The organism is Flavobacterium sp. KACC 22758 (genome assembly GCF_028736135.1).
Taxonomy (GTDB): Bacteria; Bacteroidota; Bacteroidia; order Flavobacteriales; family Flavobacteriaceae; genus Flavobacterium; species Flavobacterium johnsoniae.
Genome location: NZ_CP117878.1, coordinates 4,298,872 through 4,313,634, shown reverse-complemented (window position 1 = coordinate 4,313,634; position 14,763 = coordinate 4,298,872). Strand labels below are relative to the sequence as shown.

14 protein-coding genes are annotated in these 14,763 nt (G+C 32.4%); 3 read left to right on the top strand and 11 right to left on the bottom strand.

Annotation, left to right across the window (positions count from 1 at the left end; translation table 11 throughout):
• Positions 1–28: 28 nt before the first annotated feature.
• From PQ462_RS17935 to PQ462_RS17895, 9 genes are all read right to left on the bottom strand, one after another.
• Positions 29–928 (bottom strand): hypothetical protein, encoded by a 900-nt coding sequence (locus tag PQ462_RS17935; RefSeq protein WP_274251036.1) that lies wholly within the window; start codon positions 926–928, stop codon positions 29–31.
• Positions 929–932: 4 nt separating this feature from the next.
• Positions 933–2,201, bottom strand: coding sequence for an ABC transporter permease (locus tag PQ462_RS17930; protein WP_274251035.1), 1,269 nt, complete (start codon positions 2,199–2,201; stop codon positions 933–935).
• Between the two features lie 3 nt (positions 2,202–2,204).
• Entirely contained in the window at positions 2,205–2,600 is a 396-nt protein-coding gene (locus PQ462_RS17925) for a tellurite resistance TerB family protein (RefSeq protein WP_274251034.1), read from the bottom strand.
• 15 nt (positions 2,601–2,615) lie between these two features.
• The gene (locus PQ462_RS17920) at positions 2,616–2,867 is read right to left on the bottom strand and encodes an excalibur calcium-binding domain-containing protein (protein WP_274251033.1); all 252 of its coding nucleotides are present in this window, start codon (positions 2,865–2,867) and stop codon (positions 2,616–2,618) included.
• Positions 2,868–2,875: 8 nt separating this feature from the next.
• Positions 2,876–3,100 (bottom strand): DUF4236 domain-containing protein, encoded by a 225-nt coding sequence (locus PQ462_RS17915; protein ID WP_274251032.1) that lies wholly within the window; start codon positions 3,098–3,100, stop codon positions 2,876–2,878.
• A 91-nt stretch (positions 3,101–3,191) separates the two neighbouring features.
• Complete coding sequence (locus tag PQ462_RS17910) at positions 3,192–3,350, bottom strand: hypothetical protein (RefSeq protein WP_187775497.1); 159 nt, start codon at positions 3,348–3,350, stop codon at positions 3,192–3,194.
• Between the two features lie 142 nt (positions 3,351–3,492).
• Positions 3,493–4,161 carry a response regulator transcription factor gene (locus PQ462_RS17905; protein WP_121360433.1) on the bottom strand — a complete coding sequence of 223 codons (669 nt, stop codon included), beginning with the start codon at positions 4,159–4,161 and terminating at the stop codon, positions 3,493–3,495.
• 6 nt (positions 4,162–4,167) lie between these two features.
• The gene (locus tag PQ462_RS17900) at positions 4,168–5,763 is read right to left on the bottom strand and encodes a tetratricopeptide repeat-containing sensor histidine kinase (protein ID WP_337992965.1); all 1,596 of its coding nucleotides are present in this window, start codon (positions 5,761–5,763) and stop codon (positions 4,168–4,170) included.
• A 175-nt stretch (positions 5,764–5,938) separates the two neighbouring features.
• The gene (locus PQ462_RS17895) at positions 5,939–6,136 is read right to left on the bottom strand and encodes a hypothetical protein (RefSeq protein ID WP_044048132.1); all 198 of its coding nucleotides are present in this window, start codon (positions 6,134–6,136) and stop codon (positions 5,939–5,941) included.
• A gap of 355 nt (positions 6,137–6,491) precedes the next feature.
• On the opposite strand from PQ462_RS17895, the gene PQ462_RS17890 reads away from it, so the two are divergent.
• Entirely contained in the window at positions 6,492–7,601 is a 1,110-nt protein-coding gene (locus tag PQ462_RS17890; protein ID WP_274251030.1) for a hypothetical protein, read from the top strand.
• Between the two features lie 133 nt (positions 7,602–7,734).
• Entirely contained in the window at positions 7,735–8,151 is a 417-nt protein-coding gene (locus tag PQ462_RS17885; protein ID WP_012026808.1) for a lipocalin family protein, read from the top strand.
• Positions 8,152–8,230: 79 nt separating this feature from the next.
• Here PQ462_RS17885 and PQ462_RS17880 read toward each other — a convergent pair whose 3' ends face one another.
• A complete protein-coding gene (locus tag PQ462_RS17880) occupies positions 8,231–12,250 on the bottom strand; it encodes a PAS domain S-box protein (RefSeq protein WP_274251029.1) in 4,020 nt (1,339 codons plus the stop codon).
• Between the two features lie 11 nt (positions 12,251–12,261).
• Positions 12,262–12,711, bottom strand: a complete 450-nt coding sequence (locus tag PQ462_RS17875) for a response regulator (RefSeq protein ID WP_274251028.1) — start codon at positions 12,709–12,711, stop codon at positions 12,262–12,264.
• A 548-nt stretch (positions 12,712–13,259) separates the two neighbouring features.
• On the opposite strand from PQ462_RS17875, the gene PQ462_RS17870 reads away from it, so the two are divergent.
• Complete coding sequence (locus PQ462_RS17870) at positions 13,260–14,696, top strand: glycosyltransferase (protein ID WP_012026805.1); 1,437 nt, start codon at positions 13,260–13,262, stop codon at positions 14,694–14,696.
• Positions 14,697–14,763: the final 67 nt, after the last annotated feature.

The window sequence follows — 14,763 nt, the reverse complement described above, 5'->3', positions numbered from 1 at the left end:
TCCTCTTTAAACCAATAGGTTTTGTTTTTTATTCTTTTTCTAAGATGAAATCATTTATTATTTTATCCATATTAGAAGGCAGATCGGCATTTTTAATTTCAAAATGTTTAATATTCATTTCAGAAAGCCATTTGGTCCAATATGCTTTTATAACTTTTTCTTCAAACGGATTATTTTTACTTGGATTTATTCCTAAAACTAAAACTTCAAGATTCGATAAATCTGCATTGATTTTAGTGAAACCAAAATTTCCTTTATCAAATTTTTTCTGCCATTCGTTCGTATTTAAGCCATTCTGCTTAATTAATTGCGGAGTTAAATAGTTGGATAAATTTCCTTCTTTGATTTGGTTTCCATCATAAAATATATATCCATCAGTCAAAATAACGAGAATATTTCTGTAATCTTTATCTATGCATTGATCTTGAACTTTACTGTCAAAAAAGTTCCAGATATCTGAACCAATATATTTATCATCTTTAATTGCTGATTCATAAATTGATGCCGTTTTTGAAGAATAGGTATCGTTTATAGAATTTAATAATTTTTTAGAAGCATTGTCTTTATCAACTGAAATTCTTAATTCTTTTGAAATAGAATTAATTTGAGAGTTTTCTGGTTCAGGGTTAAAGAATAACTGCATTTTGTCGTCAATCTGCCTCATTCTTTTTGATTTTAAATGCTGTGTAAAAGCTTCTGAAACCGATTTGATATATCCTAAATCTCTTTGATAGATTTCCATAGTTGAATTTGGATTTTTTTTGAGACTTATTCGATCTGATAAATCGATTAGAATGCTGATATTATAGTTTTCTGAAACAGAGCTTTTAACGGTTGTTTCTTTTTCTTCGTTCTTAGGATCTTCCTTGCACGAAAAAAATACAATCAATAATAAAGACATTGAGATTCTTAGTATAATTTTTTTCATAGCACTAGTTTTTAGAATATACTAAATGTTGGAAATCCGGATCAACTAAGTTTAGTTTACTTAAATGTTCTTCTGAGTAAAGTTCACAGCTTTGTAAAAGTTCTTCTTTCTCTTTGTATGGTAAAGCTAATTCGGTGCCAATTGCCTGAAACCAGCCTTCTTTATACTGATGATGATAGTGTAAATACTCTTTTACAGGAAAAACAAAACCATCAATTTTAGATTGAAGCTCAGAGATTTTTCCGTTTATAGTAACAATCTGCTGTTTAAAATCATTGATTTTATTGGCGTATTCTGTTTTCAGTTTTTCCAGATTTAGTAAATTTTCTTTTTTGCCTCTTATGAATGCTCGTATTTTATCGATGTTTTCAAATTCTTTCATTACGAAATCAAACACAAGTCCCCAGATTATATACACGACAAAACCGGCAAATATGATCATCCAGAATTCTGGTTCGCCAAGAGCGATGTTTAAATTATATGGTGAAGATTCGGTTGTTTTATTAAACTCATATATTTTTTTCTCAATGATGTAAGCCAAAAGGGAATCGAATAAGAATGTAATAGCAAAAAGTGAAATGAGTCTAAAAATGTTTTTAAGTCCTTTTCCTTTTTGAACCATATGAATAACATAGCCTAACCCCATAAAAACAAACGGAATAGTGGTAACTAAAACTCCTTCCAGCCAGCTAGCTTTAAAAGCATTTGTAAAAGCATCGGCATCAAAAATGGCAGCGGTTAAACTGTCATTTGAAAATTCTTTGAAAAAAGCAGAGTAAGAAGCCGAAATATAAAACACCAAAACATAAAGTGTAATGGGCAGCAAGAGAATCAAACCAATATAAAACTGTGCTTTTAGACCTTTTCCTTCTTCGATTCCGTATTTGTCGGGATTTCTTTTTACTTCGATAATTTCGTTTTTTATCTGGTCGATATTATCGTTGATATCCTGCTCTTTTTTCTCATATATACCAATAGCAGCTTCAGATTTTTTAAGTTCAGTTCTGTTTTTTTCCTGTTCTTCGCGATAAGGCTGTTTCAGTTTGTCCTGTTCCATTTTTTGTTTTCGGCATTGGTCTTCAAAACTCATATACAAATTTTGCAGGCATGCTTTTAAAACAATTGGTTTTCCGGTTGCTTTAACGGATGCAGCAAAACCGCTTTGATAATACGTAATTCTGATTTGTTCTCTGTCTTCTTCATTTTCTTCTAAAACTTTAAAAGAAGAATCTTCAGATTTTTTTAAACTAAATAATTGGGCAAGTGGTTTCATAAATTAAGTGTTTAGTTGACTAATAATTTCTTCTTTACCAATGTTTTTCTGAACACAATCAATAAGATAATCAGATAAATCATTGATGTTTTCTTCGACAAAATCAAATTTCCGACAATACTTTCTCAGCATATTTAATTCGTCGTCGGTTATTTTTCCATCAGCCCAAATAATTCTGGTAAGATCATACAGATATTCAATTTTTGTATGTAAAGCTTCGGGAACAATGAATTCTGTATTTATTGGATTCTGAAAAAGTTTATCAAGTTCCTCTTTAGGAATTCCTCTTTCATCTGCAAAGTGATACAGCATTTGAAGTTCTAATACATCAAATTGATCATCAGATAATGCCATTTGATATAATCTTAAAAAATGACTTTTTAATTCTAGTGTTATCATGGTTTTTAGGTTTGTTTATTTTAGATTTTCACATGCAATTCCGTCTCCATCTGCATCTAGATTTTTGTAACAACTTTTATTACTATTATATGCTGCTTGTGCCTGCGCCCTAGTTGCGAAATCACCGCAGGTTTTTGTTGGACAGTTTGAGTTCGAACCAGAATTTGAACTTGTTTCTCCTGAATCGGCTGAATCTGAACAAGAAATGGCGAATACTACAGCTGCCAAAAGTGAAAATAGAAGTGTTGTAATGTTTTTAAGTTTCATGGTTGATATTATTTTAGATGATAAATTAAAAATGTAAGAAGTCCTGAAAAGACAAAGAATACAAGGCAACCGCTGTTTTGATATCGAATGCCAGGAATACCTGTTTTTGTTGAATAGCCATTTTTACTAAATGTGCCCATTTTGGTTCTATAACTTGGAGAAATTCCAGATTTGCTGATATTTAAACCAAGTCCTCCTCCAAATTTTATTCTTTTTTGAAATCGAAATCCCATGATTTTTAGGTTTAGTTAATTAAAGTTTTTTATTACTCAGAAACTTCTTTTGACCTTTCCCTTTGTTTCATGTCAATTGAAGTCAGAAATATTATTTTCTTTTTTTATAGTGGTTTTTGGTAGTTGAATTTTTATATTTTCCTCCTTTATGAGAACTACCTTTTCCTCCTTTGTAATGACCACTTTGGGCTTCAATACTTCCTCCAAGAACAAGGAAGAATAAACTACATAAAACGATTAATTTTTTCATAATTTTAATTTTAAATGATTAATAATTCAAAAGTAAAACCAATCAAAACCAGTATATTACGGAAAACCATAATCTGAAAATTTTAAATTTCAGGAATAAAAAAAGCTCCCGAAGGAGCTTTGAAAATGAAGTAATTGGGAGTTTAAATAATTCCCATATCTTTTGTAATCGAAACCAAATGAACGGTATTATTGGCTTTAAAAAAGTCTTTGAGTTTTGCTAATCTTTTTTCCATGGCACTTTTACTGTTTGGTTTTACATCGCTGTTTTTAAAAATTTCGATAATTTCATCCTGCGACGTTCCGGCTGATAAATATTTTAGGATTTTAATATCGACATCGTCAATTTCGAAATTGTTTTTTTCCAGTAATGCCGAAGCAACTTCCGGAGAAATAAATTTTTGATCTGAAGTCGAAATAATACTAATCGCTTTTTTTAACTCTTCGATACTATTTAAACCTTTTAATACAAAAGCATCTATTTCGGCATCTTCAAAAAGTGATTTGATACGGTAACTTTTATCTTCTACTGAGTAAGCAATGATTTTAATATCCGGCTGCAGTTCTCGAACTTTTTGAACCAGTTCGTCTCCACTGGTAATGTCAGATTTGCGATGATCTGTTTTAAAAGAAAGATCGCTGATTAATAAATCATAAGGTTCATTTTGCTGAATTGCAGCGCGTATTTTTAGAAATGCATCATCGCAAAATCTGGAATGTTGAAAATTGACAATATTTAAATCTTTTAAAACTTGTTGAATTCCTAAATTCATTGCATCGATATCTTCAGCAATTATTACTTTTTTAAACATAGGCTTTTATTTAGGCATTGTTATTTTTACTTTAAAACCTTTATCTGGTTCAGTTTCAAAAGTAATAGTTCCCTTTATGGTTAGAATACGGATTTCCATATTTTGCAGACCATTTTTGATAATTTTTGATTTTTCGCAGCCTTTTCCATTATCCGAGTAATTTATAAATAAGGTATTTGAACTGCTTTCAAATTTTATAACAACGATAGAAGCTTCGCTGTGTTTTTTCATATTAACCATTAATTCATGCAATACACGCTGAATGGCAATCTTTTTTAAATCTTCAACCGAATCCCAATTTATTTTTTCGATGCTATTAATAATAACGTTTGTTTGAGTACTATTATAAGTAGAAAGCATTTCCTTTAAATAATTTGGATAATTGGGGCCAGTATTGATATCATTATTTTCACGTGAAATTCCGCGTACTCGTGAATAAATATCATCGAGTTTTTGTAACAGGTTTTCTTTGTTATTGTCGTTGGTTAAAGGCTGAGTTTGTGTATATGTTATCGCATGAAAAACATCATTTGCTAATCCGTCATGAATGTCTTTGGCAATTCGGGTTTCGGTGTTGTATGCTGTTTTTATAGCAACAAGCCGAGTTTTGTGTTTGTAACGTTTTCTTAGATAAAGACCTAAAGACACAAGAGAAATTAAAGTGGCAATTATGGTGGCAAATAAGATTACTTTATCCTTTTCGGCTTCTTTCAGTGCTACTAAATTTTCAGCTTTTTCTAGTCGAAGTTTTTGGTTTTCATCTTTTTCCTTTTTAGAATCGTATTTAATTTTTGCGAATTTGTTTTTAAAGTTGTTGCGGATATTTGTGATGCTGTCGTTTATTGCTATATATTTTTTTGAATATATTGTACCTGATCCATTAGAAATTAAAATTGCGAGGGACTTTAGACGTTCATCTACGCTGTTTAATTTGCTGGCTGTTTGATAGGCCTGTTCAGCATATTTATTTGATTTTTGGAGATTGGTTTCTGAGTAAAATTCTGCCAGATGAAGATAGCTTCCAATACTTCCATAAGAGTCATCGGCTTGTATTCTTAATTTTAATGCTTCATTTAGAAACTGAAGACTTTTATCCTTAATTCCTTTTTTAAAATAAGCAAATCCAAGATTGTCCATAACTCTCGATTTACTTTTTACAAATTCATCAAGTGCTTTTGTGTCTAAAATGGATTCTAAAATTTTAATCGCCTTATCGTATTTTTTCTGCTTAATGTAAATAACGGCTATATTGTTTAACGGAGATTGTCTTGATGCCTCGTCTTTAGCATCTTTTAAAGCTTCATTGTAATAAAATACGGCATCATCATAAAGTGAAAGTTCTTTGTCTGCAATACCAAAAAGATTATCAACTGGAGCTTTATAGTCATCGTTTTTTTTAAAGAAAGGTAATGCTTCGGTTAAAGTTTCTTTACTGCCATAATAATCGCCATTTATTTGTTGAATGGTAGCCATTTGAAGTAAGTTGAAAACTATATTCGAGCTGTCTTTTGCGGCTTCAAATATTACTTTTGATTTATTAAAATAATAAAATGAGCTGTTGTAATTACTTTTTTCAAGTTCATTCAGTGCTTTTTCCTGCATAAGTTTAGCCGTTTTTTTGGAGATATTGGGCTTAATCAATGCAGGTGTTTTCTCTTTGCAAGAAATAAAAGAGAGTACAATAACTACATAAAAAAACGGGGAACGCAGCATAAAAGTTACTTTCCCCGAATTTAACAATATTTAGTAATTAATTTAATATTGCGGCTTCAATTTATTATTTTTTTGGTGGTTTAACATTAATTGGATCATCATCTGGTCCTGGAGGAGGTGGATCGCTGGCTTGACCGCCATTAGGAATTACCTCTTTTTTTACCTCAGTCTTTTTTGTTTCATTTTCGAATTCGTCAGCAGTACAAGAAAATAATGTAGTTGACAACAGCGCGCACGCTCCCAATAGATATAATGTTCTCATTTTTTTTAATTATTAAAGGATTAAACATTGGGTATTGCCTGCCGGAACTTTTCCGGATTTTGTGTTAGGAGCAATACCAAATTTTGTTTGGGAAGTGAAGTGCGTAGAACTATAAAACATTATTTATACTTCCCGGATAAACTCCGCTTTACGGTTTTCCGCACTTGTTGATTGAACTAGTTTTGTACATTTGTTTTTGACCTGCAGATCAAAACGTTAACTAATTTTGTTGAAGCAAAGTAACAACGGTTTAGAGCCTGTATTGATACGGATTTCCGGGATTTCCTGATTCTCCGATGACGTCCGATAAAAACTTGAAAAAACCGATAATAAATCCTGAAAATCCTAATAGCTTATGAGAAAAATTACTCAAGATGATATTCAAAGTGACTATAAAGAAGCGATTCGAGAGAAATATAGAGTTGAAAAAAATGAAGGAAAATATTCTGATTACTTAAGCAATCCTTCACAAGCAGCTTTAAGAGATTTATGCTGGGAAATTTTCAATTCAGAACCTACAGTTGATGACCTTGCAGTATATCGTAACTTTTTTAAAGCTGATTTTATCCCAAGAGAGGTAGATACTTCACAGCAATACACAGATAAGTTTAAAAAGGTAGGTGCTTTTTTTAAAGCGGAAAGAGAAACAGCTAAAATTAGTACGGTTGAATTAGCAGCAATTTTGGTAGATTTTCAACCTAGACCTTTTAATAAGTTTAGAAAAGAAATTGATCCACAGAATTTGAAATTGATAGAAGAACTAAGAAAAAATAAACATTACAAGCCTGAAATTTCTTCTATTGGTTTTATTGATGAGGTCGAAATTGAAAAAAAAACTAATTTAAAAAACGAGGAAACAGAAAAAGAAAAAACATACGTGCCTCTCCCATTTATAGCAAAAGACAGTTATGGTGCTAATATAAAAGAATATGAAATTACACAGACTTCTCAATCTGAAACAAATCCTATCGAGAGCAATTGTGATGAAACAAATAAATCTAAACCACAGCAATCCAAAAGAAAAAGGGAAAAGCTTTTTAGGAGAATTAGGCAGATTTTATTTGAAAATCTCCTAAAGCGATTAGGAAAGACAGCTGCAGTTGTAGTTTTAATTTTTAGTTCCATTGCTGGAGTAGTTTATTTTGCCTTCTTTAAAAAGCATTGTATGCAGTGGACAGATGATCATTATGAAGTTGTAGATTGTTCGTCAAGCACAAAGCCAGGTTCTGGAGTAATAATCCCACTTGATGAAAGTCTTTTGGATTTTAAAAAATTAAAAGCCTGTGACACTACAACTTGTTTCAAGAAAAATGGAGAAGCTTTTGTTTGGTATGGTAAAACAGCAAATGGTGTTGACTTTTTTAATGATAATGGTAATGGAAGACATCCAGAAACAAATGTATCTTTAAGACCGGTAACAAGTTATATGTTTAATAAATATTTAAAGGGCAAGCCATGTGAGTAACAATTTTTAAAAATAATTTTATAAATCTCTAAAATGCGATTTATGTAAAAAATTCTTTAAATCATGAAATTTTTTGTAAGTATATCCTTTTAATTTAGCATTATTAAATTAAATCAATAAAAAACAAATCAACATGAAAAGTAGAAGTATATTATTCGTATTAGCCTTAAGCGTGGGAATGTTCGCAACATCTTGTAGTAACGATGACAATGAAGGAGAAACAATAGTTCCAATTCAAGGGAAATATAACTTGCGCCAAACAGGGACAATTATTAATGGACAGGAAGTTTTGGTAGATGCACCGCAAAATCAAAGTGGATGTCCTGGAGATTATTTAGATCTAAGATTAAGTAATACTGCTGTAATGGGGGATTATAATGGGTCTGATTGTGCTTTAACAGAAACTACAGGTACTTATGTAAGATCTCATAACGATTTAACGATTACTGTTGGTAATGTAAGTTCAACAAGCGATATCATGAATTTAACTAATAAAGAGTTAAAAATTAAAGACAAAACTACTGGTGTAATTACAGTTTACAGCAGATAATTAGATTGAATTAGTGGAAATAAAAAACGGAAATAACTTTATTGTTATTTCCGTTTTTTTATGAGTTTTTTTTTTAAGATTATGATACCGGAATATAAATATCAAAAGATGCTCCTTGGTTTTGTTCGCCTTTGGCAGTTATAATTCCGTTGTGGTTTTCAACAATTTTTTTTACGATTGCTAAACCAATTCCAGTTCCGTTATATTGATCTCTGCCATGTAAACGCTGAAAAACATCAAAGATTTTTTTGCTGTACTGCGGTTCAAAACCAATTCCGTTGTCAGAAACTTTAATATGGCAATATTGAGTTTCACTTTCTAATGACTTTTCTTCAAACTCAGAACCTTTTGCAATTTTGCTTTCAATTTTTATTAATGCTGGTACATCTGGTTTTGAAAATTTAAGCGAATTGCTGACCAGATTATAAAGCAATTGCCTAAACTGAAACGGTATAATACTTACATCTGCAATTTCATTACTTTCAATTACGGCATTTTTTTGTTCGAGTTCTTCACGGAGATCTTCTTTTACTTCTTCAATAATTTTTGAAAGACTGGTTTTTTCAAATGTTCTGTCCTGAATATTTGTTCTTGAATAAGATAACAAATCATGAATTAAAGTCTGCATGCGTTTAGCCGCATTTTGCATTCTTTGAAATTTATCTTTTCCAGAATCAGATAAATTTTCAAATTCTTTTTCAATAATCTGCGAAGCAAAAGTCTGAATTTTTCGAAGCGGTTCCTGTAAATCATGACTGGAAATATAAGCAAAGGACTGAAGTTCTTTGTTCATGTGTTCCAGTTCTGCATTTTTTTGTTCCAGTTCGAGAGCATTCAGTTTTATTTTATCATCGGCTCTTTTTTTCTCGGTTAAGTCATGCGTTACTTTTGAGAATCCAATAACCTCATTATCTTTATTATGAATGGCTGTAATTACTACACTGGCCCAAAATAAAGTGCCATTTTTACGCACGCGCCAGCCTTGCTGAACAGCTCTTCCTTTTTGTCTGGCTAGTTCTAGTAAGGTACTTGGAACATTGCTTTTTTGATCTTCGGGTGTGTAAAATATGCCAAAATATTTTCCGGTAATTTCCTGTGCTTTATAGCCTTTAATTTTTTCAGCACCAATATTCCAGTTTTCAACTATGCCGTCGCGGCTTAAATATAAAATGGCGTAATCCTGTACTTCTTCAACCATTAAATGGTAACGTTCTTCACTCTTTTTAAGTGACTCGTACATTTGGCTTAATTCCCGCGTTCTTGCTGTAACTTGTTGTTCCAGCTCGTTTGTAAAAGCTTTTTCGGTATGAATATCAGTAAAGGCGCCAACCCATTTTACAATTTTATTATCGGCATCTAAAACAGGTTCGCCCAATACGGTATGCCATCTGTAACTGCCGTCTTTTCTAAGTACTCTGACATCAGATCTAAAAACTTGTCCTGTATGTAAACTATGGTTCCAGATTTTTATATTTTCTTTAAAATCTTCGGGATGAATCATAGATTTCCATTCAGCATCGCCAGTTGGTTTTATTCCGGTATATTCAGCCCATTTTCCAGAGGCAAATAAACCTTTTCCTTTTTCATCGGTTTCCCAAATTAACTGCGGAATACTTTCAGTTAAAGAACGGAAACGTTTTTCGCTTTCTGCAATTTTGTTTCGTGCCTGAACTTTTTCTGTCACATCTACAATTGTGGCTCTAATTCCGGATATACTATTATCAGTATCGTACATTGGAGCATATTCAAAATCAATATAAAACAAATGCTCGCCATCGTCACCATTGATAAGAATAGGAGATTCTATTTCAGAATGTACTTCTCCGGAAAGATATACTTCATTTAGTATTCTGCTGTATTTTTGAGAAGAGAGTTCCGGGAAAATTTCTAAGAGTTTTTTACCCTGAACATCGCTTTCTTTTTTCTTCCAAATATTTTTAAGTAAAGCTAAGTTGGCTATCTCCACAACCATATCGCTTCCTTTTAAAATGGCTTTTGGAATAGGGGACTGCATTACCAGATTTCTAAATCTTTTTTCGCTTTGTTCTAATTCCTGCTGATGATTTTTTTCGCTTGTAATATCGCGTACCGTTCCAATTAACTTGTCGGGATTATCATTTTTATCATAAAAAACTTTTCCTTTTCCTTCTACCCAGTGAATAGAATTGTCAGGCCAGATAATTCGGGCTTCATAATGAAGATTTCCGGATAAAATAGCTTCTTTAAAAGCTGCATTTCGAATTTGCATATCATCCGGATGCAGGTGTTTTAATATTTCTTCGTGAGATAAAATAATAGGATCCTTGTAATTGCCCAGAATTTCCAGATATCTTTGAGAATAATGAAGTTCACCGGTTTTTACGTTTAAATCCCAGGTTCCTAATTCGCTGGCTTCAACTATAATATTTAAGCGGTCTTCGTTTTGCTCGATTTTTTTTCGGGCATCGACTTTTTCACTTACTTCTGTTACCGTTACAATGATTCCGGTTATTTCACCGTTTTCTTCTCTAAGCGGGTAATACAGAAAATCAAAATGCCAGATTCCTTGTTTTCCATATCGGTTTAAAGGAACAGGAACTTCATTTCCATGATATGGAATACCGGTTGTAAAAACATTTTTTAATAAAGAATCTACGGTTTCTTTTACTTCCGGGAGAGAATCAAACAAAGGTTTTCCAACAAAACTGTTTTCTTCCTTGTCAACCAATTTTAGATACGCTTCGTTTGCTGATTCTACAATATATTCTGGTCCGCGGAGAATTGTAATTCCAAGAGGTGCTTGTTTTACGGTATCACGGAAACGTTTATCTGCAATTTCAATTTTTTTAGATGCCAGATGCAAATCAGTAACATCGGCTGCGGTGTTCATTACGGCATATACTTTTCCGTTTGTGTCAAACAAAGGTGTAAAACTGTAATTGAAATAAAAAGTTTCTAGTTTATTGTTAATCATTATATCAATGCGGGCATTTTTATTGTGAAAGGATTTCCCGGTGTTTAAAACACTTTCGACCTGTTCAAAAACCGATTGATTATTAAGTTCCGGCAGAATTTCTCTGTATGATTTTCCAATAACATCCGGACCTTTTCCCCAGACTTTTATGATAGAATCGTTGGCAAGTTCAATACGCATTTCTCTGCCAACATAAACACCAATAGGAAATGGTGCATTTTCTACAAGCTGTCTGATTTTTTGCTCGCTTTGCTGTAATTTTGATCGGGCCTCAACCTGATCTGTAACTTCTATTGCAATAGCGACAACGCCCGAAATACTTCCGGTACATTCGGTTAAGGCTTCATAAATAAAATTGACATAAGTATGTTCTGTTTTTCCATCTCGAGAAAGCTCAACTAAACGTTCATTGGCAATAAACTTTTTTCCGGTTGTGTAAACGTTTTGAATAAGCTCTTCTAATCCCTGATCTTTAATTTCGGGCAGAACTTCAAAAATAGATTTGTTGAGTACTTTTTCTGAAGTGGTTCCCCAGAGCTGTATCATTTTCTCGTTGGCAATTTCTACAATATGATCTTTTCCTCTAAAAATGCACATTGCCAATGGCGCCTGCATGATGTTGTTTTTAAAACGCTCATTTTTTTCTTTTAAAAGATCAGCAGCTTTTTTCTTTGCAGTAGTTTCAATTACGGTTACTAAAATACCGCCTACTTTGCCATTTTCTATTCGTATTGGTGAATAAGAAAAATCAAAATAACAGGTTTCAACAATGCCATTTCTGTTTAGCGGAACTACAAAATCTGGAAAACTGATTGATTTTCCGCTCATTATTTCCTCAAACATAGGACTTGTAATATGCCAGATTTCAGAAAATGTTTTTTCCGGAGAACTTCCTAAAGCATCAGGATGTTTATCTGAACCAATAATTTTACGAAAAGCATCATTGTATAACTGCGTAAATTCATTTCCCCACGCAATATACATTCCAAACGGGTTATTGAGCATTACCGAAGTTATGGTACGCAGACTTTGAGGCCAGTTTTCAGGATCACCTATGGGAGTTTTGCTCCAGTCTTTGGAGCGTATTAATTCGCCCATTTCTCCGCCATCGGCTAGAAAATAATGTTCCTTATTGGCGTGGCTCATTACAAAAGGATTTAGGGTTGAATTATAAAATGTGCTCGTGCAGGTTTTTTGAAATTATTTTCGGAGGCAGTAATAAGGGCATTTTCTATAACCGATTTTAATTTTGAAAAATCGCCGGGTTTACGAATGTAATACGTTGCATCTTTATCGTACATAACGTCTACAATTTCACTGTCCAGAGAAGTCGAAAAAATTACTATCGGAAAATCTTTTAGTTTTTCAATCTGTCTAATTTCTGTAAGACATTCTGAACCGTTTTTTCTTGGCATATTCAAATCTAAGAAAAGGATATCAGGTAAATCATTTCCAGATTTATCTGCCAGCAAGTCCATTAATTGAACTCCGTCATTTACAGTTACAAGAGTTGTGGCAAGCGATAATTCATCTAAAGCTTCTTCAAAAAAAGAGCAGTCATCCTCATCGTCATCGGCTAGTAAAATGTTGTAAATCTGTTTGTTCATTCAGTATAAAATATTTTGGGTATTCTGCTAGGTTTAAAAAGTAAAAGCGAAAATGAATGTTTTCCTGCTAAGATAAAATTAATTTTCGCAGTATAATTAAATAAATACCTATAAAATTAACGTATTTAATCGATAATTTAAAAACATTAAGTCGAATAGTTTTATTTACGGATTTTTTGTAAGTAAAGTTTTTACTTTTTTTCTAAAGATAAAAATTACATTAAATCTTAAGAAAGCGCATACAATTTTCGATTCAATTTTGCGTTTTTATATTTTAAGGCATTACTTCGCCATAACAAAAATCCCTTATTTTACTACTGTTTACACACTAAAAACTGTATAAACATTCTACAAAGTGTAAAATTTTTACACACATTAAATCTGTGTTTAAAACGTAAAACGCTTAAAGTCAGTTTAAAACCTAAATGGCACGTCGCTTGCAAATTGGGATAGTGTCACTCTTTAACTTTTAATTGTTTACTAAACAAATTACAAAAGAAAGAGAGCATTTGATAAAAGCCATTTTAGAGAATTAAAACAAACAGGACATGGAAAGCGAAACAATTATCTCGAAACAATTTTACACTGGCAGCAACAGCGCCGATGTACAAATAAGCCCTTCTATTTTTAAAATAAACAACAACTCAACCAAAAAACATATTGAAAGACCAAAAAGTGCTTTCGGATTTATGATCCTTGCAGGTACATTTTTGTTACTGCTGACCGGAGCTTTTTTCGTTTTTCAATTTCAGCCGGATTTTGATCAGCTTCATTTAGAAAGATTAAATTCTACAGGCGGAATTATTTTTCTTGCCGTAACGGTAGCATTATTCCTTTTTAAAGGCGGTATGTTTCTTTACAATTTATACCTTTATTTTAAATACAAACCAATTGAATCAGTTTCTGATGAATTACTGCCAACTTGTACCGTGATTGTTCCGGCTTACAACGAAGGAAAATTGGTTTACGAAACTTTAATGAGTTTAGCAGAAAGTGATTTTCCAGCACACAAATTAGAGCTTTTAGCTATTGATGATGGAAGTAAAGATGATACATGGTACTGGATTCAGCAGGCTAAAATTAAATTGGGAGATCGTGTTTCAATTTTTCAACAACCTCAAAATAAAGGTAAACGTCACGCATTATACCGTGGATTTAACTTAGGAAAAGGAGAAGTTTTTGTAACAGTTGATAGTGATTCAATTGTAAAAAAAGATACTTTAAGAAACTTAGTAAGCCCGTTTGTTGTTGACGAAAAATGCGGTGCCGTTGCAGGAAATGTTCAGGTTTTGAACAACGAAAAAGCAATTCTGCCAAAAATGCTTAATGTAAGTTTTGTAATGAGTTTTGAGTTCATGCGTTCTGCAGAAAGTTCGTTAGGTTCAGTACTTTGTACTCCGGGAGCTTTGGCTGCTTACAGAAGAAATGCCGTTTTTGCCTGTCTGCCAGAATGGATCGACCAGACTTTTATGGGACAGCCGTCTGATATTGGTGAAGACCGTGCCATGACAAATATGATCTTAAAACAAGGACACCATGTATTGTTTCAGCGTAATGCATATGTTTTAACAAATGTTCCTGAAGATTACAAAGGTTTATACAAAATGTTCATTAGATGGGGAAGAAGTAATGTTCGTGAAAACATTATGATGGCAAAATACGTTTGGAAAGATTTTAGAAAAGAATCTAAAGTTGGAGCAAGATTATTGTTTACAGAACAGTCTATCAGAATCATCATGACGTATCCTTTCTTTATCTTTATGTTCTATTTTATTGCAACGCATCCATTATTATTTATTAGTTCAGCGTTATTAGGAATATTAATTGTATCAAGCTTTTCAGTATTGTTTTATGCAAAAAGATATTCTTTTACAGAAGCATTCTGGGCGTATTCATATAGTGTTTTCTACACATTCGGATTGTTTTGGATTGCTCCATATTCAATCATTACAGCTCATAAAAGAGGATGGCTGACTAGAGGTTAAGAAATTTCCACAACTACTATTTTATATTTAATCCTGAAAAACTCCTGTTCCACTAAGCAGGAGTTTT

Excerpts from the sequence above, each read along its gene's own strand:
- PQ462_RS17935 (WP_274251036.1), bottom strand. The coding sequence starts at position 928 with ATGAAAAAAATTATACTAAGAATCTCAATGTCTTTATTATTGATTGTA.
- PQ462_RS17930 (WP_274251035.1), bottom strand. The coding sequence starts at position 2,201 with ATGAAACCACTTGCCCAATTATTTAGTTTAAAAAAATCTGAAGATTCT.
- PQ462_RS17925 (WP_274251034.1), bottom strand. The coding sequence starts at position 2,600 with ATGATAACACTAGAATTAAAAAGTCATTTTTTAAGATTATATCAAATG.
- PQ462_RS17920 (WP_274251033.1), bottom strand. The coding sequence starts at position 2,867 with ATGAAACTTAAAAACATTACAACACTTCTATTTTCACTTTTGGCAGCT.
- PQ462_RS17915 (WP_274251032.1), bottom strand. The coding sequence starts at position 3,100 with ATGGGATTTCGATTTCAAAAAAGAATAAAATTTGGAGGAGGACTTGGT.
- PQ462_RS17910 (WP_187775497.1), bottom strand. The coding sequence starts at position 3,350 with ATGAAAAAATTAATCGTTTTATGTAGTTTATTCTTCCTTGTTCTTGGA.
- PQ462_RS17905 (WP_121360433.1), bottom strand. The coding sequence starts at position 4,161 with ATGTTTAAAAAAGTAATAATTGCTGAAGATATCGATGCAATGAATTTA.
- PQ462_RS17900 (WP_337992965.1), bottom strand. The coding sequence starts at position 5,763 with ATGCAGGAAAAAGCACTGAATGAACTTGAAAAAAGTAATTACAACAGC.
- PQ462_RS17895 (WP_044048132.1), bottom strand. The coding sequence starts at position 6,136 with ATGAGAACATTATATCTATTGGGAGCGTGCGCGCTGTTGTCAACTACA.
- PQ462_RS17890 (WP_274251030.1), top strand. The coding sequence starts at position 6,492 with ATGAGAAAAATTACTCAAGATGATATTCAAAGTGACTATAAAGAAGCG.
- PQ462_RS17885 (WP_012026808.1), top strand. The coding sequence starts at position 7,735 with ATGAAAAGTAGAAGTATATTATTCGTATTAGCCTTAAGCGTGGGAATG.
- PQ462_RS17880 (WP_274251029.1), bottom strand. The coding sequence starts at position 12,250 with ATGAGCCACGCCAATAAGGAACATTATTTTCTAGCCGATGGCGGAGAA.
- PQ462_RS17875 (WP_274251028.1), bottom strand. The coding sequence starts at position 12,711 with ATGAACAAACAGATTTACAACATTTTACTAGCCGATGACGATGAGGAT.
- PQ462_RS17870 (WP_012026805.1), top strand. The coding sequence starts at position 13,260 with ATGGAAAGCGAAACAATTATCTCGAAACAATTTTACACTGGCAGCAAC.